Source organism: Pseudomonas sp. AIG, from assembly GCF_977020205.1.
The window spans coordinates 30,496-51,828 of sequence record NZ_CDROCK010000003.1; the positions used below are offsets into that span (position 1 = coordinate 30,496).

A 21,333-nucleotide genomic window follows, 5' to 3' on the forward strand; every position below is an offset into this window, starting at 1 on the left:
GCATTTTAATGACTGCGCTGAACCTGATTCCCGGCCAACTGAGCCTGGCCCAACTGCGTGATGTCTACCAGAACCCGGTCAAGCTGAGCCTCGACAACAGCGCCTCGGCGCAGATCGAAGCCAGCGTCGCCTGCGTTGAGCAGATCCTCGCCGAGAATCGCACTGCCTACGGCATCAACACCGGTTTCGGCCTGCTGGCCTCGACGCGCATCGCCAGCGAAGACCTGGAAAACCTGCAGCGCTCGCTGGTGTTGTCCCACGCCGCCGGCGTTGGCCAGCCGATCAGCGATGAGTTGGTGCGGCTGATCATGGTGCTCAAGGTCAACAGCCTCAGCCGTGGTTTCTCCGGTATTCGCCGCGTAGTGATTGATGCGCTGATCGCGCTGATCAATGCCGAGGTTTACCCGCACATTCCGCTGAAAGGTTCGGTGGGCGCGTCGGGCGACCTGGCGCCGTTGGCGCACATGTCGCTGGTGCTGTTGGGCGAGGGCAAGGCGCGCTACAAGGGCGAGTGGATGGAAGCCACCGAAGCTCTGAAAGTGGCCGGCCTGACGCCGCTGACGCTGGCCGCAAAAGAAGGTCTGGCGCTGCTCAACGGGACTCAGGTTTCTACCGCGTTTGCCCTGCGCGGTCTGTTTGAAGGTGAAGACTTGTTCGCTGGCGCGCTGGCGCTGGGTGGCCTGACGGTTGAAGCGGTTTTGGGTTCGCGTTCGCCGTTCGATGCACGCATCCACGCCGCTCGTGGCCAGAAAGGTCAGATCGACGCGGCGGCGGCTTACCGCGATCTGCTGGGTGAGCGCAGCGAAGTCTCTGACTCGCACCAGAACTGCGAGAAGGTGCAGGATCCGTATTCGCTGCGCTGCCAACCACAAGTCATGGGCGCCTGCCTGACCCAGTTCCGTCAGGCCGCTGAAGTGTTGGCCGTCGAAGCCAATGCCGTTTCCGATAACCCGCTGGTCTTCGCCGCTGAAGGTGACGTGATTTCTGGCGGTAACTTCCACGCAGAACCGGTGGCCATGGCCGCTGACAACATGGCGTTGGCCATTGCGGAAATCGGCTCACTGAGCGAGCGCCGTATTTCGCTGATGATGGACAAGCACATGTCGCAACTGCCGCCGTTCCTCGTCGCCAATGGCGGGGTGAACTCCGGTTTCATGATCGCTCAGGTGACCGCTGCGGCGCTGGCTAGCGAGAACAAGGCGTTGTCGCATCCGCATTCGGTGGACAGTTTGCCGACTTCGGCCAACCAGGAAGACCACGTTTCGATGGCGCCCGCGGCTGGCAAGCGTTTGTGGGAAATGGCTGAAAACACCCGCGGGATTCTCGCGGTGGAATGGCTGGCGGCGGTGCAAGGGCTGGACCTGCGTAACGGTCTGAAGACCTCGACAAAGCTGGAACAGGCGCGGGCGATTCTGCGTAAGGAAGTGCCGTTTTATGAGAAGGATCGTTTCTTTGCTCCGGACATCAATGCGGCGACTGAGTTGTTGGCTTCGCGGTGCCTGACCGAGCTGATTCCGGCGAAGCTTTTGCCTAGCCTTTAACCCACTCACTGATCGTTCCCACGCTCCGCGTGGGAATGCCTCAAGGGACGCTCCGCGTCCAGTGACGCGGAGCGTCACGGGCTGCATTCCCACGCAGAGCGTGGGAACGATCACAAGACGAGGATTTGGGATGAAAACCCTCTGGCAACACTGCCACGTCGCAACCATGGCGCAAGGCGTCTACTCGATCATCGAGGATGCGGCCATCGTCACGTCCGGTGCGCACATCGCGTGGATCGGCCCGCGCCAGCAATTGCCATCCGGCGAATACCCGGCGGTCAATGACCTGCAAGGCGCGTGGGTTACCCCGGGCCTGATCGACTGTCACACCCACACCGTGTTCGGCGGCAACCGCAGCGGCGAATTCGAAAAACGTCTGCAGGGCGTCAGCTATGCGGAAATCGCGGCATCCGGCGGCGGCATCGCCAGCACCGTGCGTGCGACGCGCGAAGCGACTGAAGACGAACTGTTCGCCAGCGCCGCCAAACGTCTGAAAAGCCTGATGCGCGACGGCGTGACCACGGTCGAGATGAAATCTGGCTACGGTCTCGACCTGGCCAACGAACGCAAGATCCTTCGCGTCATCCGCCGTTTGCAGAAAGAGCTGCCGATCAGCGTGCGCAGTACCTGTCTGGCTGCCCACGCGTTGCCGCCCGAATACAAGGATCGCGCCGACGACTACATCGATCTGGTCTGCGACGTGATGCTGCCGGTATTGGCAGCGGAAGATCTGATCGATGCCGTCGATGCCTTTTGCGAATACCTGGCGTTCTCCCCTGAACAGGTCGAGCGTGTCTTCATCGCCGCGCAAAACCTCGGTCTGCCAGTGAAACTGCACGCCGAACAACTGTCGTCGCTGCATGGCTCCAGCCTCGCCGCGCGCTACAAGGCGCTGTCCGCCGATCACCTGGAATTCATGGACGAGGCCGACGCCATCGCCATGGCCGAAGCCGACACCGTCGCGGTGCTGCTGCCGGGCGCGTTCTACTTCCTGCGCGAAACCCAGCTGTCGCCGATGGACGCTCTGCGCAAGCACAAGGTGAAGATCGCTATCGCCAGTGACCTCAACCCCGGCACCTCGCCGGCGCTGTCGTTGCGCCTGATGCTGAACATGGCCTGTACCTGTTTCCGTATGACCCCGGAAGAAGCTTTGGCCGGCGCGACCATTCATGCTGCACAAGCGCTGGGCATGGCCGAGACACACGGTTCGCTGGAAGTCGGCAAGGTTGCGGATTTCGTCGCCTGGCACATCGATCGTCCGGCGGACCTGGCCTATTGGCTCGGCGGTGATCTGGACAAGCGCGTCGTGCGTCACGGCGTCGAATCAAGTCTGTAGGAGAGCGGTTGTGGATAAGGTTCTGAACTTCAAAAAAGGTCGTGTGCCGTTGCTGATCAGCATGCCTCACGCTGGTGTACGCCTGACCCCAGCGGTGGAAGCCGGGTTGATCGCCGATGCGAAAAGCCTGCCGGACACCGACTGGCACATTCCGCAGCTGTACGACTTCGCCGAAGAGCTGGGCGCCAGCACCCTGGCAGCCGAGTATTCGCGCTTCGTCATCGACCTGAATCGTCCGTCCGACGACAAACCGCTTTACGCCGGCGCCACTACCGGTCTGTACCCGGCGACGCTGTTCGATGGCATTCCGTTATTCCGCGAAGGGCACGAGCCGTCGAGAGAAGAGCGCGCGACTTATCTGGAGCAGATCTGGACGCCGTATCACCGCACGCTTCAAGAAGAGCTGGCGCGACTGAAGGCCGAGTTCGGTTATGCACTGCTGTTCGATGCGCACTCGATCCGCTCGATCATCCCGCACCTGTTCGACGGCAAACTGCCGGACTTCAACCTCGGCACCTTCAACGGCGCCAGTTGCGATCCGCAACTCGCTACGCAGCTGGAAGCGATCTGCGCACGCCATGGCGATTACAGCCACGTGCTCAACGGTCGCTTCAAGGGCGGCCACATCACCCGTCATTACGGCAACCCGGCGCAGAACATCCACGCCGTGCAGCTGGAGTTGTGCCAGAGCACCTACATGGAAGAGTTCGAACCGTTCCGCTATCGCGCCGATCTGGCCGAGCCGACGCAAGTCGTACTCAAGGAACTGCTACAAGGCTATCTGGCCTGGGCAAAGTCTCACTACACCGGCTGATCCACCCCTGTAGGAGCTGCCGAAGGCTGCGATCTTTTGATCGTTCCCACGCTCTGCGTGGGAACGCAGCCCGTGACGCTCCGCGTCACTGGACGCGGAGCGTCCCAAGAGGCATTCCCACGCAGAGCGTGGGAACGATCAAGTCCACAGGCATGCTCATTGACGTAAATCGGGTTTATGATGCCCAACGGCAGAATAATAGAAGTCCCCCCAGGGATGACCTCGACCCCTTACGGAGCGCGCAATGCAGACTTTGTTTCCGCAGATCAAACCTCACGCCCGGCACGATCTGGCTGTCGATGACACCCATACGCTGTATGTCGACGAAAGCGGCTCACCGGAGGGTTTGCCGGTTGTGTTCATTCATGGCGGCCCCGGCGCTGGTTGCGACGCGCAGAGCCGTCGCTATTTCGATCCGAATCTTTACCGTATTGTCACTTTCGACCAGCGCGGCTGCGGTCGCTCCACCCCGCATGCGAGCCTGGAAAACAACACCACCTGGGATCTGGTCGCCGACCTTGAGCGCATCCGCAAACACTTGGGCATCGATAAATGGGTGCTGTTTGGCGGCTCGTGGGGTTCGACCCTGGCGCTGGCTTATGCGCAGACACACCCTGAGCGTGTACACGGGCTGATCCTGCGTGGGATCTTTCTCTGCCGCCCGCAGGAAATCGAGTGGTTCTATCAGGCCGGTGCCAGCCGACTGTTCCCCGATTACTGGCAGGACTACATCGCGCCGATTCCGCTGGACGAGCGCGACGATCTGCTCAGCGCCTTCCACAAGCGCCTGACCGGCAACGACCAGATCGCCCAGATGCACGCGGCCAAAGCCTGGTCGACCTGGGAAGGGCGCACCGCAACCCTGCGGCCGAACCCGCTGGTGGTCGATCGTTTCTCCGAACCGCAGCGCGCGCTGTCGATTGCGCGGATCGAATGCCACTACTTCACCAACAACGCCTTCCTTGAGCCGAACCAGCTGATTCGCGACATGGGCAAAATCGCCCATCTGCCGGGCGTGATCATTCACGGCCGTTATGACGTGATCTGCCCGCTCGACAACGCCTGGGAATTGCATCAGGCCTGGCCGAACAGTGAATTGCAGGTGATCCGCGACGCCGGACACGCGGCTTCTGAGCCAGGCATCACCGATGCATTGGTGCGCGCGGCGAGCAACATGGCTCGACGTCTGCTCGACCTGCCGCCTGAAGAAGCATGAAGGGGCTGTTACAGCGCGTTCGCGGTGCGCGGGTTGAGGTCGCGGGTGAGGTGGTAGGCGCGGTAGATCACGGTTTGTTGGTGCTGGTGGCGGTCGAACCCGATGACACGCGTATCAGCGCCGACAAACTTCTGCATAAGCTGCTTAACTATCGGGTATTCAGCGATGCGGAGGGCAAGATGAACTTGTCCCTCGCCGACGTTGGCGGTGGGTTGCTGCTGGTCTCTCAGTTCACCTTGGCTGCCGACACCAAAAGCGGGTTGCGCCCGAGCTTTTCGACGGCAGCGCCTCCGGCCTTGGGCGAGGAATTGTTCGACTATCTATTAAGCAGTGCGAAACAGGTGCATGGCACTGTGGCATCAGGTAGATTCGGCGCCGATATGCAGGTGCATTTGGTCAACGATGGCCCGGTTACCTTTTTGTTACAGACCTGAAAGCGCTTGAAACACCTTTTTGGGAAATTTCGACTGTTTTTAGGGTGTTTTCGCGATAAATACTTTGTTACCCCTGATGCGTTGTCATGCGGGCTACTAGATAATCGCGCGCACTGGGATCAGCGTTCGCTGATTCATTTTTGACTTAGGTAGAGACTTGTCTGGATCCGATTGGGGAATCATTTTGCCCCAGCGGAGTCGGAACAATGCTCGCCAACTTGGCAAGGGTGCTCTGGAAGGTCGGTTCTTCACTGCCGAAAGCCTCACAGGCACTTCATCTGGCCGTTGGTTTTTTGATCTGTTTTCGGCGAGGGTTGCTCGTGATTGTTAGTCCCTGTAATGCAGCAAAAATGTCTGCCAAACGCATGCGAAGTGCCCTGGTAGCGGGTTCGGCGCTCCTGTGCCTGCTCAGCGCCGGTCAGCTTTGGGCGTTCAATCTTGACGATGTATCGGCCAAGGCCAAAGAGCTGGCCGGGCAGAAGTTCGAGGCCCCGCGCAGCAACCTGCCGAACGAATTCCGCGACATGAAGTTCGCGGATTATCAGAAAATCCGCTTCCTCACCGAAAAGGCTGAGTGGGCTGATCAGAAGACCCCGTTCAAACTGTCCTTCTATCACCAGGGTATGCACTTCGATACGCCGGTGAAAATCAACGAAATCACAGCGAACACTGTCGAAGAGATCAAATACGATCCGACGCGCTTCGATTTCGGCGACCTGAAATTCGATCCGAAAGCCACTGAACAACTGGGTTATGCCGGTTTCCGTGTGCTGTACCCGATCAACAAGGCTGACAAGCAAGACGAAATCATGACCATGCTCGGCGCGAGTTATTTCCGCGTTGTCGGCAAGGGCCACACCTACGGCCTCTCGGCGCGTGGTCTGGCGATTGATACGGCGCTGCCGTCGGGCGAAGAATTCCCGCGTTTCCGCGAGTTCTGGATTCAACAGCCGAAGCCGGGCGACAAGCACCTGGTGATCTTCGCCCTGCTGGATTCGCCGCGTGCTACCGGTGCCTACCGTCTGATCCTGCGTCCGGGCAGCGACACCATCGTTGACGTCAAAGCGCAGATGTTCCTGCGTGACAAGGTCGGCAAACTGGGCATCGCCCCGCTGACCAGCATGTTCCTGTTCGGCGCCAACCAGCCGTCGAAAGTCCTCAACTACCGTCGTGAACTGCACGACTCCAGCGGTCTGTCGATCCATGCCGGCAACGGCGAGTGGATCTGGCGTCCGCTGAACAACCCGAAACACCTGGCCGTGAGCAACTTCAGCGTCGAGAACCCGCGTGGTTTCGGTCTGCTGCAACGTGGCCGTGACTTCAGCCACTACGAAGACCTCGACGACCGCTACGACAAGCGCCCAAGCGCCTGGATCGAGCCGAAGGGCGAGTGGGGCAAAGGCACCGTTGATCTGGTAGAGATTCCGACCGCTGACGAAACCAACGACAACATCGTTGCGTTCTGGAGCCCGGAAAAAATGCCGGAGCCGGGTCAGCCGCTGGACTTCGCGTACCGCATGCACTGGACCATGGACGAAGCGGCGATTCACGCGCCCGACAGCGCCTGGGTATCGCAGACTCTGCGTTCGACCGGTGACGTCAAGCAATCGAACCTGATTCGCCAGCCGGACGGCAGCGTTGCCTACCTGGTCGACTTCGAAGGTCCATCGCTGGCCGCGCTGACCCCGGATGCCGACGTACGCAGCCAGGTCAGTGTTGGCGACAACGCCGAACTGGTCGAGAACAGCGTGCGTTACAACCCGGAAACCAAGGGCTGGCGCTTGACCCTGCGCATGAAGATCAAGGACGCGAGCAAGTCGACCGAGATGCGTGCCGCTCTGGTGCAGCCAGTCGTGACCGCTGATCTGGCGAAATCGGTACCGGCGTCCAACTCGTCCGTTGCCAAGGCCGACAAGGTTGCCGCCAAGCAGCAAGAGAAGCTCGACAAGGAAGCCAAGGCCGCCGAAGCCAAACAGGCCGACGCCAAGCCAGCCGCAGATGCCAAGGACAAGGCCAACAAAGACGCCAAGCAGCCAGTGGCTGCGGACGCGGCCCCAGCCACACCGGAATCGGCACCGACTGAAGAAGTCCTGACCGAGACCTGGAGCTATCAGTTGCCTGCCGATGAGTAACTCTCAAGTACAGCCAGAGACTCTGTCCGAGTATCTGGCGCATCTGCCGATGACCGACGAGCAGCGCGCGGAACTCGCGGGCTGCCAGTCGTTCAGCGAATTGCATGAACGCCTGTCGTCCTCGACATTCGACGCCCCTGCCGAAGCCGCCCAGGCTTCGGTGGGCAAGCGCCTGGTCCTGAGCACTGCCGAACAGCTGGAAGAAGCGGAAATGCTGGTGCTCGACGCCAGTGGTCGGGTCAGCCTCAAGGCCACCCCGCCGATCCGCCGCACCAAGGTGGTTCCGGAGCCGTGGCGCACCAATATTCTGGTGCGTGGCTGGCGCCGTATGACCGGTCGCACTAACCCGCCGCAGCCGCCGAAGGACGAGAATGTCCTGCCGGCCGCGCGCTGGCGCACCGTCGGTTCGATCCGTCGCTACATTCTGTTGCTGCTGATGCTCGGCCAGACCATCGTTGCCGGCTGGTACATGAAAGGCATCATGCCGTACCAGGGCTGGTCGTTCGTCGATCTCGATGAAGTCCTGCATCAGCCGCTGCTGCAAACGGCTACGCAAGTGCTGCCATATGCGCTGCAAACCAGCATCCTGATTCTGTTCGGGATTCTGTTCTGCTGGGTATCCGCCGGTTTCTGGACCGCACTGATGGGCTTCCTCGAATTGCTCACCGGTCACGATAAATACCGTATCTCCGGCAAAAGCGCCGGCAACGAGCCGATTGCCAAAGACGCACGTACCGCGCTGGTGATGCCGATCTGCAACGAAGACGTACCGCGCGTATTCGCCGGTCTGCGCGCAACGTTCGAGTCGGTCGCTGCTACCGGTGATCTCGATCGCTTCGACTTCTTCGTCCTCAGCGACAGTAATGACACGGACATTTGCGTTGCCGAACAGCAGGCCTGGCTGGACGTCTGCCGCGAAGCCAAAGGTTTCGGCAAGATTTTCTATCGCCGTCGCCGCCGTCGTGTGAAACGCAAGAGCGGCAACCTCGACGACTTCTGCCGTCGTTGGGGCGGTGACTACAAGTACATGGTCGTGCTCGACGCCGACTCAGTGATGAGCGGCGAGTGCCTGACCAGTCTGGTGCGCTTGATGGAAGCCACGCCGGACGCCGGGATCATCCAGACCGCGCCGCGTGCGTCGGGCATGGACACGCTGTATGCGCGTATGCAGCAGTTTGCGACCCGCGTATACGGCCCGTTGTTTACCGCCGGTCTGCACTTCTGGCAGTTGGGTGAATCCCACTACTGGGGTCACAACGCGATCATCCGCATGAAGCCGTTTATCGACCACTGCGCCCTGGCGCCGTTGCCGGGTAAAGGTGCTTTCTCGGGTGCGATTCTGTCTCACGACTTCGTTGAAGCGGCGCTGATGCGCCGTGCCGGTTGGGGCGTGTGGATTGCCTACGACTTGCCGGGCAGCTACGAAGAACTGCCGCCGAACCTGCTCGACGAACTCAAGCGTGACCGTCGCTGGTGCCACGGCAACCTGATGAACTTCCGTCTGTTCCTGGTCAAAGGCATGCACCCGGTGCACCGCGCGGTGTTCCTCACCGGCGTGATGTCGTACCTGTCGGCGCCCTTGTGGTTCTTCTTCCTGGTGTTGTCGACCGCGCTGCTGGCGGTGAACACGCTGATGGAGCCGCAGTACTTCCTTGAACCGCGTCAGCTCTATCCGCTGTGGCCACAATGGCACCCGGACAAGGCGATTGCGCTGTTCTCGACGACTATCGTGCTGCTGTTCCTGCCGAAACTGTTGAGCATCATCCTGATTTGGGCCAAGGGCGCGAAAGAGTTCGGCGGCAAGTTCAAGGTGACCCTGTCGATGCTGCTGGAGATGCTGTTCTCCATGCTGCTGGCGCCGGTGCGGATGATTTTCCACACGCGTTTCGTCCTGGCCGCGTTCCTCGGCTGGGCCGCGACCTGGAACTCGCCGCAACGTGACGACGACTCTACGCCTTGGAGCGAAGCGGTCAAACGCCACGGCCCGCAGACTCTGCTGGGCTTCTGCTGGGCACTGTTGGTGATCTGGCTGAACCCGAGCTTCCTCTGGTGGCTGGTGCCGATCGTCGGTTCGCTGATGCTGTCGATCCCGGTGTCGGTGATTTCCAGCCGTGTCGGTCTGGGCCTGAAGTCCCGTGACGAGAGCCTGTTCCTCATCCCTGAGGAATACAATCCGCCACAGGCGCTGCTGGCGACTGATCAGTACACCCACGAAAATCGTTACCACGCCCTCAACGACGGCTTCGTCCGCGCGGTGGTCGATCCACAGCAGAACGCTTTGGCGTGCTCGCTGGCGACTTCGCGTCACGGCCAGGCCGAGCCGATTGAATGGCTACGTCAGGAACGTGTGCGTCACGCGATCAAGGTCGGCCCGGCCGGGCTGAACAACCATGATCGCTTGCAATTGCTGAGCGACCCTGTGGCGCTGGCGCGTCTGCATGAGCAGGTCTGGGCCGAAGGTCATGCCGAGTGGCTGGATGCGTGGCGGGCGTCGGTGAAGGCCGATCCGCATGCGCCGCTGCTGCCGTTGCAGCCGGTGAGTTTGCAGGCTCAGCCGGCCTGATGAGAAAACCCCGCTAGCCAGCGGGGTTTTTTTATGGCGCTGAAAAGCCCCTCACCCTAACCCTCTCCCAAAGGGAGAGGGGACTGACCGAGTTGGATGTTCGAGTTACACCGACCTGATCCTGCTTTGCCGAATCCATAATCGACTCGAACTTTCAGGTCGGCGTATAGCTTGAGACACCTCGACCGGCCCCCTCTCCCTCCGGGAGAGGGTTGGGGTGAGGGGGTAGCCCTTGATTGTTAAACAAATCGTCCATTAAACCTTGTGCAAAAAAACGAGTGCGTTAGCATCCGTCCCCGAATTGGCGCACCCGGGCTTTTTTGCCCGTCACTGTTGGTTTTCGCGCCGCACACGCAATGGTTTTGGGGACTTGAAGATGAAGAAGTATCTGTCGATGCTGCTGGTCGGCGTCACGGCACTGGTTGCAGTCAATGCGGCGCAGGCTGGCGCAATCGATGACGCGGTCAAACGCGGCACGTTGAAAGTCGGTATGGACCCGACCTACATGCCGTTCGAAATGACCAACAAGCGCGGCGAAATCATCGGTTTCGAAGTCGACATCCTCAAAGCCATGTCCAAGGCCATGGGCGTCAAGCTGGAGCTGGTTTCCACCGGTTACGACGGCATCATCCCGGCACTGATGACCGACAAGTTCGACATGATCGGCAGCGGCATGACCCTGACTCAGGAACGCAACCTGCGCCTGAACTTCAGCGAACCGTTCATCGTGGTCGGCCAGACCCTGCTGATCCGCAAAGAGCTGGAAGGCACCATCAAGTCGTATAAAGACCTGAACACCGCCGACTATCGCATCACCTCCAAGCTCGGCACTACCGGCGAAATGGTCGCCAAGAAGCTCATCTCCAAAGCCAAGTACCACGGCTACGACAACGAGCAGGAAGCCGTGCTCGACGTGGTCAACGGCAAGGCTGATGCCTTCATCTACGACGCCCCGTACAACGTCGTTGCGGTGACCAAGGTCGGCGCCGGCAAACTGGTGTTCCTCGACAAGCCGTTCACCTACGAGCCTTTGGCGTTTGGTCTGAAGAAGGGTGACTACGACAGCATCAATTTCATCAATAACTTCCTGCACCAGATCCACGAAGACGGCACCTACGATCGCATCCATGACAAGTGGTTCAAGAGCACCGAGTGGCTCAAGGACATGGAATAACGCGCATCCGCTGATCGTTCCCACGCTCCGCGTGGGAACGCATCCTGTGACGCTCCGCGTCACGAACAGGCAGGGACGCAGAGCGTCCCGGGCGGCATTCCCACGCAGAGCGTGGGAACGATCATCCGAGAACCTGCAATGAAACAGAAAAAAGCCCAATGGCCCTGGCACGTCCTCACCGTGCTGGTGCTGGTCGGCCTGGCGGGCGCGTTGTATTACGCGACGTCGCTGATGTCCTACGAATGGCGCTGGAACCGTGTGCCGCAGTACTTCGCCTATCAGGCTGAAGAAACCCAGCGCGCCACGGACATTTCCACCGTCACTGAACTGGTGCGCAAGGGCAGCAGCGCGCAAGTCACCCTGCGCAATGACGCCGGTGACGAGCAGCACCTGACGGTCGACGAGAACAGCCTGCAATTCGCTCAGGGCGACGATGTGGCTGAAGGCGACGTCGTGGGCGTCACTCGACATTGGGCGGCAGGGCCGCTGCTGTGGGGGCTGTGGACGACGCTTTGGCTGTCGGTGGTGTCGGGGATTCTCGGGTTGCTGATCGGTCTCGTGACCGGCCTGTGCCGTCTGTCGAACAACCCGACCCTGCGCGACCTCTCGACCATCTATGTCGAACTGGTGCGCGGCACGCCGTTGCTTGTACAGATCTTCATTTTCTACTTCTTCATCGGCACGGTGATGAACCTGTCCCGCGAGTTCGCCGGGATCGCCGCGCTGTCGCTGTTCACTGGCGCTTACGTGGCGGAGATCATCCGATCCGGCGTGCAATCGATCGCCCGTGGCCAGAACGAAGCGGCGCGTTCGCTCGGTCTGAGCGCGGGTCAGTCGATGCGCCATGTGGTGTTGCCGCAAGCGCTGAAGCGCGTGCTGCCGCCACTGGCCGGGCAGTTCATCAGTCTGGTCAAGGACACCTCGCTGGTGTCGGTGATCGCCATCACCGAGCTGCTGAAAAGCGGCCGTGAAGTGATCACCACGTCGTTTTCGCCGTTCGAGATTCTGTTCTGCGTCGCCGGCCTGTACCTGTTGATCAACCTGCCGCTGTCGAAAATCGCCAGTCGGCTTGAGCGGAGGCTCGCGCAAAGTGATTGAAGTCCGCGATCTGGTAAAAGTCTTCGACACCCGTGGGCAAGTGGTGCGCGCGGTGGATAACGTCAGCACCACGGTGGCCAAGGGCGAAGTGCTGGTGGTGATCGGCCCGTCGGGTTCCGGCAAGTCGACCTTCCTGCGTTGCCTCAATGGCCTGGAAGAATTCGATTCCGGCTCGGTGAGCATCGACGGCCTGCAACTGGCCGACCCGAAAACCGACGTCAACGCCTACCGCCGCGAAGTCGGCATGGTCTTTCAGCATTTCAACCTGTTCCCGCACATGACCGTGCTGGAAAACCTCTGTCTGGCGCAGAAAGTCGTGCGCAAGCGCGGCAAGAAAGAGCGCGAAGCCAAGGCGATGGAATTGCTGCAAAAGGTCGGGATTGCACAGAAGGCCAACGAGTTTCCATCGCGCCTTTCCGGCGGACAACAGCAACGGGTGGCAATTGCCCGGGCGCTGGCGATGGAACCGAAGGTGATGCTGTTTGACGAGCCGACTTCTGCGCTCGACCCGGAAATGGTCGGCGAAGTGCTGGATGTGATGAAGAACCTGGCCGTGGAAGGCATGACCATGGTTTGCGTGACCCACGAGATGGGTTTTGCCCGGGAAGTGGCGGATCGGGGGTTGTTTTTCGATCACGGCAAATTGCTGGAAGATGCGTCCCCGGCGGAGTTCTTTGATGCGCCGAAGGATCCGCGCGCGCAGGCTTTCCTGCGTCAGGTCTTGTAGTAACTGATCGTTCCCACGCTCCGCGTGGGAATGCCGCCCGGGACGCTCCGCGTCCCTTTGCATGCGCGACGCGGAGCGCCGCAGGATGCATTCCCACGCAGAGCGTGGGAACGATCGTTGGACTAGACCTTGAAGCGCCCCACCAGCATCTGCAAATGCGTACCCAAGCGCGCCAGCTCAACGCTGGAAGCCGCGGTCTCTTCACTCGCCGCCGACGTCTGATCCGACACATCCCGCACATTCAGCACGCTACGGTTGATCTCTTCAGCCACCGCGCTCTGCTGCTCGGCCGCTGCCGCAATCTGCTGGTTCATCGCCTGGATCGCCGACACGGTGCGGGTGATGCTTTCCAGCGAACCACCGGCACGGCGGGTCAGCTCAACGCTGCTGTCGGTCAGGGTGCGGCTGTTGTCCATGATCGTTGCGACTTGCTGGGTGCCGTTCTGCAGGCCGACGATCAGTTCCTCGATTTCTTCGGTGGACTTCTGCGTACGTTGCGCGAGGCTGCGTACTTCATCGGCAACTACCGCGAAACCACGCCCGGCTTCACCGGCACGCGCAGCCTCGATGGCCGCGTTGAGGGCCAGCAGGTTGGTTTGCTGGGCCACCGACTTGATCACGTCGAGGACGCTGCCGATCTTGTCGCTTTCGCGCTTCAGCTCGCCCATGGCTTCGGTGGAATGCCCGACTTCAACGGCCAGGCGCTCGATCTGCGCGATGGCTTCGCCGACGACTTTGTCGCCCTCGCGGGCCTGTTGGTCAGCGGCGACAGCGGCTTCGGAAGCCTCTTCAGCGTTACGCGCGACTTCTTGCACGGTGGCGGCCATTTCGTTCATGGCCGTGGCGACCTGATCGGTCTCGATCTTCTGATTGTTGACCCCGGCGCTGGTCTGTTCGGTCACCGCCGACAGTTCTTCAGCGGCGCTGGCGATCTGCGTGACGCCATCGCTGATCCCGCCGATCAACTCGCGCAGGCCTTGGGTCATGCTTTGCATTGAGCGTTGCAACTGACCGAGTTCGTCGCGACGCTGCGAAACCAGATTGTGGGTCAGGTCGCCGGCGGCTACGCGCTCGGCGACTTTCAGGGTCTGGTTCAGCGGGATGATGATCTGGCGAGTGATCGCCCAAGCGGCGAGCAGACCGAACGCCACGGCCAGCAGAGTGGCGATGATCAACATGTTCTTGGCATGCGCGGCATCGGTGTCACGCACCACGGTTTGCGATTCGGTGAGCTTCTTGCTGACGTCGATGAGGATGTCGCCCTGCGTCGACATGCGCGCGGCGGCCTTGGCGTTGTTGACCTGCGAGTCGCGGAACTGCGCAACTGCCGCGCGATAGGCTTTGATCGAGTCCGTGGCTTGTTTCAGGTTGGCAATGTGCTGCTCCGGCAGTTTTGCCGGCAGGCTGTCGAGGTTTTTCAGGGCGTTGTCGATGGCGTCGAGCGCCGGTTGCTCGGCTTCGGCCTTGCCGCTGTAGGTGTAGCCGCGCACTTGGTAGCGGGCCTGCTGCAGCAGTTTGCTCAGCTCGATCACGCTGTTGAATTGCGCGACGCTGTCACCCGCCAGCATGGATTTTTCCACTTCGGCGACTTTCGCCACGGCATTGTCGGCACTGGCGCCGAGTTTGCTGCGGGCATCCTCGCGCTGCACGGTGGCCTGGGTCATGTCGGCAAAGGCGCGTTTGTACTCGGCGACGGCGGCCAGCTGTTGATCGACCATCGCCGCGTCGGACGGCTGTTCAATCAGGCTGCGTGCGGTTTGCAGGCCGCTGTCGAGTTTGTTCAGCAGATCGGTGACCGCGCCCGGGCCTTGTTCGCCACGGCGTGCTTCGTAGTCCAGACGCGCCAGGCGCAGATCCTTGGTCAGCTCGTTAAGGCTGGAGATAAACCCGAGTTTGTCACCGCGGCTGATGATGCCGCTCATGCCGGTCCAGCCGGTGAAGGTGATCAACAGTGTCAGCAACAGCACCAGGCCGAAACCGATTCCCAGCTTGCGTTTGACGCTGACGTTTCCAAGATTCTCGGCTAACCAACGGTACATGCGACGACTCCCCGACCACTAATTGGACTTATGGAGAGGGTATCGGCCGGATGATGGCAATCTGTAACGCCATTTATCTGCTGCGAAGAATCAGAAGAGCCGGGCGAGGAGGGCGGTGACGGCGGTTTCGACGCGCAGGATGCGTTCGCCGAGTTGCACCGGTTGCAGGCCCGATTTGGCCAGCAAATCTATTTCGTAGGGGATCCAGCCACCTTCGGGACCGATGGCCAGGGTGACGGGTTCGCTGAGGGCGCGTGGGCACGGCGGGTAGTTACCGGGGTGGCCGACCAGCCCGAGGGTGCCTTCGGTAATTGCCGGCAGCCGGTCTTCAACGAAAGGCTTGAAGCGCTTCTCAATGATGATTTCCGGCAGCACGGTGTCGCGCGCCTGTTCGAGGCCGAGGATCAAATTTTCGCGAATCGCTTCAGGCTCAAGAAACGGCGTCTGCCAGAAACTCTTCTCGACCCGATAGCTGTTGACCAGAATCACCTTCGACACGCCCATGGTCGCCACGGTCTGGAACACCCGGCGGAGCATCTTCGGACGCGGTAGTGCGAGCACCAGCGTCAGCGGCAGTTTGGCCGGTGGCGGCTGATCGAAAGATACACTCAGTTCGGCTTCACCCGCTTCGAGGCGCAGTAGTTCAGCCGTGCCCATCAGCCCGTTGATGCGGCCGACGCGCAGGCTGTCACCGACTTCCGAGCGATGGACTTCCTGCATATGGGTCAGGCGTCGATCACGCAGGACTACGCGGTCGGCCGCAATGAAGTCGGCCTCTTCGAGCAACAGCAGGTTCATGCCTGGGTCGCTGGCGGCTGGTCGTTGTGGTCGTCGGCCGGGTTCTCGTCCGGGCGTTCGCGTTTGCTGATCAAACCACCGAACAGAATGCCGATTTCAAACAGCATCCACATCGGCACGGCCAGCAGGGTCTGCGAGAAGATGTCCGGCGGCGTCAGGATCATGCCGACCACGAAGCAGCCGATGATCACGTACGGGCGGATTTTCTTCAGGTATTTGACGTCGACCACGCCGATCCACACCAGCAGTACCACGGCCACCGGGATCTCGAAGGCCACGCCGAAGGCGAAGAACAGCGTCATGACGAAATCGAGGTAACTGGCGATGTCGGTCATCATTTCCACGCCGGCCGGGGTGGCCGCAGCGAAGAACTTGAAGATCAGCGGGAACACGAAGTAATAGGCGAACGCCATGCCGGTGTAGAACAGCAGAATGCTGGAGACCAGCAACGGCACCGCGATGCGCTTCTCATGCTTGTACAGGCCCGGCGCGATAAAGCCCCAGATCTGATGCAGGATCACCGGGATCGCGAGAAACAGCGACACCATCATCGTCAGCTTCAGCGGCGTCAGGAACGGCGACGACACGTCGGTGGCGATCATCGTCGCGCCGACCGGCAGGTACTGGCGCAGCGGTGTCGAGACGAAGGTGTAGATCTGCTGGGTGAACGCAAACAGTCCGGCGAAGATGATGAAGATCGCCGCCACACAACGCAGCAGACGGGTGCGCAACTCGGTGAGGTGCGAAACCAGCGGCATGTGCTGGTCGTTTTCGGGGAGATCGCTCATGGGGCTCGCGGCGGCAGAGTAGGGTCGTGAGGCGCGGGTGTAATCGGCGCGGCGGTTGGGGCTACGTGTTCAACCGAAGGCTCTGCAGTTTCAGGCACAGATTCAGTCGGCGCGACAACTGCGGCAGGTGCAGGTGCAGATGTCGGTGCGGTTGGTGCATGAATCGTTTGCTGCCCGACATGTTCGACTTCAACCGGGGTCGGCTCCTGCTGAACCGGATTGAAAATCTTCCGCGCCTCCTGCTCCAGCGACAGAATGTGCTCGTTGTGCAGTTGCCGACGAATCTCGTCGGCACCTATTTCACGTTCAACTTCCTGTTTGATCGCGTTGAAGCTGCGCTTCAGCCGTCCGACCCACAGGCCAGCGGTGCGCGCAGCACCCGGCAAGCGCTCGGGGCCCAGCACCAGCAGGGCCACGAGGCCGACGAGCAGCAGTTCAGAGAAGCTGATACCAAACATTAGTCAGTGCTCACACGTCTTTGCGGATCGGCTCTTCGACTTTCTGCGCCTGCACGTCGATGGTGTGCGGCGGGTTGGCCTGAGCGGTGGTTTGCGGCTGCACCGGTGGCACTGGCTGCGCAGGCGTCACGGTTGGATCAGCGGCCGGTTTTTCATCGTCGTTCATGGCTTTGCGGAAGCCCTTGATCGACTCGCCAACGTCGGTGCCGAGGTTTTTCAGTTTCTTGGTGCCGAACACCAGCACCACGACAACCAGAATGACGATCCAGTGTTTCCAGTCAAAAATGCCCATGTTGCTGTTCCTCTCTAGAAATTGTTCAGGCGGACGGACGCGAGGCTTTCTCGACGTGTCCGGACAGGCCGAAGCGGCGATCCAGTTCATCCAGCACAGCCTGTGGATGCTGCCCCAGTTGGGCGAGCATGACCATGCTATGGAACCACAGGTCGGCGGTCTCGTAGATCACGTCGCTGCAGTCGCCGCTGATGGCGGCGTCCTTGGCGGCAATAATGGTTTCGACCGACTCTTCGCCGACTTTCTCCAGAATCTTGTTCAAACCCTTGTGATACAGACTAGCCACATACGAGCTGTCGGCGGCTGCGCCTTTGCGCTCTTCGAGCACTTGCGCCAGGCGGGTCAGGGTGTCACTCATGTTTGTGTCCTGCGGAATAGATGGCGTGCGGGTCTTTCAGGACCGGGTCGACTGTCTTCCAGTCGCCGTTTTCGAAGACACGGTAAAAGCAGCTTTGACGGCCGGTATGGCAAGCGATGTCGCCGATCTGTTCAACCATCAGGATGATCACGTCGGCGTCACAGTCCAGACGCATTTCATGCAAGGTCTGCACATGGCCGGACTCTTCGCCCTTGCGCCACAGCTTGCCACGGGAACGTGACCAGTAGATGGCACGGTTTTCCGCAGCGGTCAGTTCCAGCGCCTCGCGGTTCATCCAGGCCATCATCAGCACGCGTCCGGTCTTGTGATCCTGGGCAATCGCCGGCACCAGGCCATCAGCGTCCCACTTGATCTCGTCCAGCCAGTTTTTCATCTTCAATTCCCGAAACGCAGCTACAAGCTTTGAGCTTCACGCTGCAAGTAAAAGCAGATTGCGGTGTTCCAGTATCGTCAGGCTTGCAGTTCGCAGCTTATAACTTGCAGCTGATTCGTGCTATCGGCGAACGACCAGATACAAGCCGACTGCCACCATGATTCCGGCCGGCCAATGCCCCAATTCGTGCAATGGGCCACCGATGGCGAGGATCACCCCGCCGGCCAGATGCGCGCAACCGAGCAGGCGCAGGAACCAGTCGTCCTTGCGTTTGTGCCACGGTGGCGGCGGGTCGTAGGCGTGCGGCTGGGACATGCGTTCGAGCAGATCGCGGGCCATATTCGCCAGGTGCGGCAGTTGCTCGAACTGGCTCTGCACGTTGCCGAGCAAGGCTTTCGGGCTGACGCGTTCGCGCATCCAGCGTTCGAGGAACGGCTGCGCGGTGTTCCACAGATCCAGATCCGGGTACAGCTGACGGCCGAGGCCTTCGATGTTCAGCAGGGTCTTTTGCAGCAGCACCAACTGCGGCTGCACTTCCATGTTGAAGCGCCGCGCGGTCTGGAACAGGCGCATCAGCACCTGGCCAAATGAAATATCTTTTAACGGTTTTTCGAATATCGGTTCGCACACCGTACGGATCGCCGCTTCGAATTCGTTGAGTTTGGTTTCTGCCGGTACCCAGCCCGAATCAATGTGCAATTGCGCCACACGCCGGTAGTCACGCTTGAAGAAGGCGAACAGGTTGCGCGCCAGGTAATCCTGGTCTTCCGGGGTCAGGCTGCCGACGATACCGCAGTCGATCGCGATGTACTGCGGGCTCCACGGGTTGACGGTGCTGACGAAGATGTTGCCCGGGTGCATGTCGGCGTGGAAGAAGCTGTCGCGGAATACCTGGGTGAAGAAGATCTCCACGCCGCGCTCGGCGAGCATTTTCATGTCGGTGCGCTGATCGGCGAGGGTCGCCAGATCCGTCACCTGAATGCCGTAGATGCGCTCCATCACCAGCACTTTCGGCCGGCACCAGTCCCAATAGACTTGCGGCACATACAGCAGCGGCGAACCCTCGAAGTTGCGCTTCAACTGGCTGGCGTTGGCCGCCTCGCGCAGCAGATCCAATTCGTCGTAAATGGTTTTTTCGTAGTCCTGGACCACGTCGACCGGATGCAGCAAACGCGCGTCGGCCGAGAGTTTTTCAGCGGCGCGGGCGAGGATGAACAGCCACGCCAGATCCTGCGCGATGATCGGCTTGAGGCCCGGGCGGATCACCTTGACCACCACTTCTTCGCCGGTTTTCAGCTGCGCGGCATGCACCTGCGCCACCGAGGCCGAAGCCAGCGGCTCGACGTCGAAACGGCTGAAGACGTCGCTGATCTTCTTGCCGAGCTGCTCTTCAATCAGCTTGATCGACAGCTGCGAGTCGAACGGCGGCACGCGGTCCTGCAACAGCATCAGCTCATCGGCGATGTCTTCCGGCAGCAGGTCGCGGCGGGTCGAAAGAATCTGCCCGAACTTGATGAAAATCGGCCCGAGATCCTGCAACGCCAGGCGCAGGCGCGCGCCCCGGCTCAGGTCCAGCGGCTTGCGCGGGAACCAGCGCCACGGCAGTACATAGCGCAGCGCCAGGAGAAACCACGGCAACGGCAGATCGAACAGCAGGTCATCGAGGCGGTAGCGGATCACGACGCGCTGGATGCGCAACAGACGGCGGACGGCAAGCAGCTTCATGCGTTATCGCTTGGGTCGAGGGATCGGGAAAGGCGCTCGAAACGCGCCTCGAGACGTTCCAGATCAAGTTTGATCCGGTCCAGTTCGCTGAACCGTGCTTCGGCTTCGCGTTGCCCGACGAGGGTGCGCGATTCTTCGGCGAGGTATTCGGCGAGGTTCTGGTTAAGGCTGGCAAATCCTTGTTGATACCAGCGCGCGCGGCTGCGCAGATGGCCGCTAATCAATTGCGTGGCGACAGGTCCCAGCCAGCGCGAGAGTTCGTACTCCCAGTCCAGCTCAAGATCCTGCAGTACGCCGGCCAGCTCCAACAGCACGCCGCTGTCGCCATCAAGCTCGACTTCCGGGGCGTGCAACACCGCGGTCTTGTCTTTGCTCACGGCCAGCTTGATCAGGCTGGAGGCTGGCGCACGCAGGGTGCAGTCGACACCGGTTTCCCAATGGGACGCCAGCATCAAGCCTTCGTCGCTCGGCAGAATGAACAGTTGCAGCGCCGGGCTGCGGCAGTCGACGGCGATTACTTTGCCGGTCAAATGCGCCAGGCGCGGCAGTGCCGTGCTGTCGAGACGCAGCACTCGGTTGAGGCCGAGTTCAACGCTGGCGAGCAGCCCGGTGAGCAACATCAGGGTTTGATGCCACGGTGCAGGGCGACGATGCCTGCGGTCATGTTGTGATAGGTCACGCGGTCGAAACCGGCGTCGACCATCATCGACTTCAACGTTTCCTGATTCGGGTGCATGCGGATCGATTCGGCCAGGTAGCGATAGCTTTCCGAGTCGTTGGTGATCAGCTTGCCCATCAGTGGCATGAAGGCGAACGAATAGGCGTCGTAGGCTTTCGACATCAGCGCGTTGGTCGGCTTGGAGAATTCCAGCACCAACAGACGTCCACCAGGCTTGAGCACGCGCAGCATCGAACGCAGGGCGTCTTCCTTGTGCGTCACGTTGCGCAGGCCGAAGGCGATGGTCACGCAGTCGAAGTGATTGTCCGGGAACGGCAGTTTTTCTGCGTCCGCCTGAACGAATTCGACGTTGCCGGCGACACCCAGATCGAGCAGACGATCACGGCCGACCTTGAGCATCGATTCGTTGATGTCGGCCAATACCACCTGACCGGTAGGGCCGACCAGATGCGAGAATTTTTTGGTCAGGTCACCGGTACCGCCGGCGATGTCCAGCACGCGGTTACCGCTGCGCACGCCCGACAATTCGATCGCGAAACGCTTCCATAGACGGTGCATGCCGCCCGACAGAAGGTCGTTCATCAAGTCGTACTTGGCGGCTACCGAGTGGAAAACCTCAGCGACTTTTTCCGCTTTCTGGCTTTCCGGAACGTTTTTGAAGCCGAAGTGAGTGGTGGGTTCGGCATCGCTGCCTTTGCGCTGATCAGTCATATCGCTGTCACCAAAAGAGAATGCGCGACATTCTAATCCCCAAGCCATGCTTTGTC

Annotated in this window: 20 protein-coding genes and 1 pseudogene; 10 read left to right on the forward strand and 11 right to left on the reverse strand. The window is 60.6% G+C overall.

Features of this window, described 5'->3' with window-relative positions; all coding sequences use genetic code 11:
- Window positions 1-8: 8 nt before the first annotated feature.
- From hutH to ACWR1S_RS02985, 10 genes are all read left to right on the forward strand, one after another.
- On the forward strand, window positions 9-1,541 hold the full coding sequence (hutH, locus tag ACWR1S_RS02940) for a histidine ammonia-lyase (protein ID WP_454562362.1): 1,533 nt from the start codon (window positions 9-11) through the stop codon (window positions 1,539-1,541).
- 130 nt (window positions 1,542-1,671) lie between these two features.
- Window positions 1,672-2,877, forward strand: coding sequence for an imidazolonepropionase (hutI, locus tag ACWR1S_RS02945; protein ID WP_454562363.1), 1,206 nt, complete (start codon window positions 1,672-1,674; stop codon window positions 2,875-2,877).
- Window positions 2,878-2,887: 10 nt separating this feature from the next.
- Window positions 2,888-3,691 (forward strand): N-formylglutamate deformylase, encoded by an 804-nt coding sequence (gene hutG / locus ACWR1S_RS02950; protein ID WP_454562364.1) that lies wholly within the window; start codon window positions 2,888-2,890, stop codon window positions 3,689-3,691.
- 244 nt (window positions 3,692-3,935) lie between these two features.
- A complete protein-coding gene (pip, locus tag ACWR1S_RS02955) occupies window positions 3,936-4,907 on the forward strand; it encodes a prolyl aminopeptidase (RefSeq protein WP_064117068.1) in 972 nt (323 codons plus the stop codon).
- The gene (gene dtd / locus ACWR1S_RS02960; protein WP_454562365.1) at window positions 4,904-5,341 is read left to right on the forward strand and encodes a D-aminoacyl-tRNA deacylase; all 438 of its coding nucleotides are present in this window, start codon (window positions 4,904-4,906) and stop codon (window positions 5,339-5,341) included. The genes pip and dtd overlap by 4 nt, the downstream gene beginning before the upstream one ends.
- A gap of 350 nt (window positions 5,342-5,691) precedes the next feature.
- Window positions 5,692-7,473 carry a glucan biosynthesis protein G gene (locus ACWR1S_RS02965; protein WP_422607246.1) on the forward strand — a complete coding sequence of 594 codons (1,782 nt, stop codon included), beginning with the start codon at window positions 5,692-5,694 and terminating at the stop codon, window positions 7,471-7,473.
- Complete coding sequence (mdoH, locus tag ACWR1S_RS02970; RefSeq protein ID WP_141127250.1) at window positions 7,466-10,036, forward strand: glucans biosynthesis glucosyltransferase MdoH; 2,571 nt, start codon at window positions 7,466-7,468, stop codon at window positions 10,034-10,036. Before ACWR1S_RS02965 ends, mdoH begins: the two co-directional genes overlap by 8 nt.
- A 376-nt stretch (window positions 10,037-10,412) precedes the next feature.
- Window positions 10,413-11,210: a transporter substrate-binding domain-containing protein gene (locus ACWR1S_RS02975; RefSeq protein ID WP_007909335.1), complete on the forward strand. Its 798-nt coding sequence runs from the start codon at window positions 10,413-10,415 to the stop codon at window positions 11,208-11,210.
- A gap of 138 nt (window positions 11,211-11,348) precedes the next feature.
- Entirely contained in the window at window positions 11,349-12,308 is a 960-nt protein-coding gene (locus ACWR1S_RS02980) for an amino acid ABC transporter permease (RefSeq protein ID WP_034152979.1), read from the forward strand.
- The gene (locus ACWR1S_RS02985; RefSeq protein ID WP_454562366.1) at window positions 12,301-13,035 is read left to right on the forward strand and encodes an amino acid ABC transporter ATP-binding protein; all 735 of its coding nucleotides are present in this window, start codon (window positions 12,301-12,303) and stop codon (window positions 13,033-13,035) included. Before ACWR1S_RS02980 ends, ACWR1S_RS02985 begins: the two co-directional genes overlap by 8 nt.
- Window positions 13,036-13,157: 122 nt before the next feature.
- Here ACWR1S_RS02985 and ACWR1S_RS02990 read toward each other — a convergent pair whose 3' ends face one another.
- From ACWR1S_RS02990 to ubiE, 11 genes and pseudogenes are all read right to left on the reverse strand, one after another.
- The gene (locus ACWR1S_RS02990; protein WP_371262351.1) at window positions 13,158-14,030 is read right to left on the reverse strand and encodes a methyl-accepting chemotaxis protein; all 873 of its coding nucleotides are present in this window, start codon (window positions 14,028-14,030) and stop codon (window positions 13,158-13,160) included.
- A pseudogene (locus tag ACWR1S_RS02995) lies at window positions 14,013-15,074 on the reverse strand (methyl-accepting chemotaxis protein); the annotation flags it as partial. The gene ACWR1S_RS02990 and the pseudogene ACWR1S_RS02995, both read right to left, overlap by 18 nt.
- Window positions 15,075-15,164: 90 nt before the next feature.
- Window positions 15,165-15,872: a 16S rRNA (uracil(1498)-N(3))-methyltransferase gene (locus tag ACWR1S_RS03000; RefSeq protein WP_454562367.1), complete on the reverse strand. Its 708-nt coding sequence runs from the start codon at window positions 15,870-15,872 to the stop codon at window positions 15,165-15,167.
- The gene (tatC, locus tag ACWR1S_RS03005; protein ID WP_016984605.1) at window positions 15,869-16,660 is read right to left on the reverse strand and encodes a twin-arginine translocase subunit TatC; all 792 of its coding nucleotides are present in this window, start codon (window positions 16,658-16,660) and stop codon (window positions 15,869-15,871) included. The genes ACWR1S_RS03000 and tatC overlap by 4 nt, the downstream gene beginning before the upstream one ends.
- Entirely contained in the window at window positions 16,657-17,118 is a 462-nt protein-coding gene (gene tatB / locus ACWR1S_RS03010; protein ID WP_454562368.1) for a Sec-independent protein translocase protein TatB, read from the reverse strand. The genes tatC and tatB overlap by 4 nt, the downstream gene beginning before the upstream one ends.
- 10 nt (window positions 17,119-17,128) lie before the next feature.
- Window positions 17,129-17,410, reverse strand: a complete 282-nt coding sequence (locus ACWR1S_RS03015) for a twin-arginine translocase TatA/TatE family subunit (RefSeq protein WP_123470720.1) — start codon at window positions 17,408-17,410, stop codon at window positions 17,129-17,131.
- A gap of 25 nt (window positions 17,411-17,435) precedes the next feature.
- Complete coding sequence (locus ACWR1S_RS03020) at window positions 17,436-17,768, reverse strand: phosphoribosyl-ATP diphosphatase (protein WP_003220849.1); 333 nt, start codon at window positions 17,766-17,768, stop codon at window positions 17,436-17,438.
- The gene (hisI, locus tag ACWR1S_RS03025; RefSeq protein ID WP_007909357.1) at window positions 17,761-18,162 is read right to left on the reverse strand and encodes a phosphoribosyl-AMP cyclohydrolase; all 402 of its coding nucleotides are present in this window, start codon (window positions 18,160-18,162) and stop codon (window positions 17,761-17,763) included. Before hisI ends, ACWR1S_RS03020 begins: the two co-directional genes overlap by 8 nt.
- A 120-nt stretch (window positions 18,163-18,282) precedes the next feature.
- Window positions 18,283-19,887, reverse strand: coding sequence for a ubiquinone biosynthesis regulatory protein kinase UbiB (ubiB, locus tag ACWR1S_RS03030; RefSeq protein WP_454562369.1), 1,605 nt, complete (start codon window positions 19,885-19,887; stop codon window positions 18,283-18,285).
- On the reverse strand, window positions 19,884-20,507 hold the full coding sequence (locus tag ACWR1S_RS03035) for a ubiquinone biosynthesis accessory factor UbiJ (protein WP_454562370.1): 624 nt from the start codon (window positions 20,505-20,507) through the stop codon (window positions 19,884-19,886). The genes ubiB and ACWR1S_RS03035 overlap by 4 nt, the downstream gene beginning before the upstream one ends.
- Complete coding sequence (ubiE, locus tag ACWR1S_RS03040; protein ID WP_008080626.1) at window positions 20,507-21,277, reverse strand: bifunctional demethylmenaquinone methyltransferase/2-methoxy-6-polyprenyl-1,4-benzoquinol methylase UbiE; 771 nt, start codon at window positions 21,275-21,277, stop codon at window positions 20,507-20,509. Before ubiE ends, ACWR1S_RS03035 begins: the two co-directional genes overlap by 1 nt.
- Window positions 21,278-21,333 lie beyond the last annotated feature (56 nt).

Coding starts and splice junctions, on each gene's coding strand:
- ACWR1S_RS03020 (WP_003220849.1), bottom strand. CDS start 17,768: ATGAGTGACACCCTGACCCGCCTGGCGCAAGTGCTCGAAGAGCGCAAA.
- hisI (WP_007909357.1), bottom strand. CDS start 18,162: ATGAAAAACTGGCTGGACGAGATCAAGTGGGACGCTGATGGCCTGGTG.
- hutI (WP_454562363.1), top strand. CDS start 1,672: ATGAAAACCCTCTGGCAACACTGCCACGTCGCAACCATGGCGCAAGGC.
- dtd (WP_454562365.1), top strand. CDS start 4,904: ATGAAGGGGCTGTTACAGCGCGTTCGCGGTGCGCGGGTTGAGGTCGCG.
- ACWR1S_RS03015 (WP_123470720.1), bottom strand. CDS start 17,410: ATGGGCATTTTTGACTGGAAACACTGGATCGTCATTCTGGTTGTCGTG.
- tatB (WP_454562368.1), bottom strand. CDS start 17,118: ATGTTTGGTATCAGCTTCTCTGAACTGCTGCTCGTCGGCCTCGTGGCC.
- hutH (WP_454562362.1), top strand. CDS start 9: ATGACTGCGCTGAACCTGATTCCCGGCCAACTGAGCCTGGCCCAACTG.
- ACWR1S_RS03000 (WP_454562367.1), bottom strand. CDS start 15,872: ATGAACCTGCTGTTGCTCGAAGAGGCCGACTTCATTGCGGCCGACCGC.
- pip (WP_064117068.1), top strand. CDS start 3,936: ATGCAGACTTTGTTTCCGCAGATCAAACCTCACGCCCGGCACGATCTG.
- ACWR1S_RS02980 (WP_034152979.1), top strand. CDS start 11,349: ATGAAACAGAAAAAAGCCCAATGGCCCTGGCACGTCCTCACCGTGCTG.
- ubiE (WP_008080626.1), bottom strand. CDS start 21,277: ATGACTGATCAGCGCAAAGGCAGCGATGCCGAACCCACCACTCACTTC.
- ACWR1S_RS02990 (WP_371262351.1), bottom strand. CDS start 14,030: ATGCAAAGCATGACCCAAGGCCTGCGCGAGTTGATCGGCGGGATCAGC.
- tatC (WP_016984605.1), bottom strand. CDS start 16,660: ATGAGCGATCTCCCCGAAAACGACCAGCACATGCCGCTGGTTTCGCAC.
- mdoH (WP_141127250.1), top strand. CDS start 7,466: ATGAGTAACTCTCAAGTACAGCCAGAGACTCTGTCCGAGTATCTGGCG.
- ACWR1S_RS02975 (WP_007909335.1), top strand. CDS start 10,413: ATGAAGAAGTATCTGTCGATGCTGCTGGTCGGCGTCACGGCACTGGTT.
- ACWR1S_RS02965 (WP_422607246.1), top strand. CDS start 5,692: ATGTCTGCCAAACGCATGCGAAGTGCCCTGGTAGCGGGTTCGGCGCTC.
- ubiB (WP_454562369.1), bottom strand. CDS start 19,887: ATGAAGCTGCTTGCCGTCCGCCGTCTGTTGCGCATCCAGCGCGTCGTG.
- ACWR1S_RS03035 (WP_454562370.1), bottom strand. CDS start 20,507: ATGTTGCTCACCGGGCTGCTCGCCAGCGTTGAACTCGGCCTCAACCGA.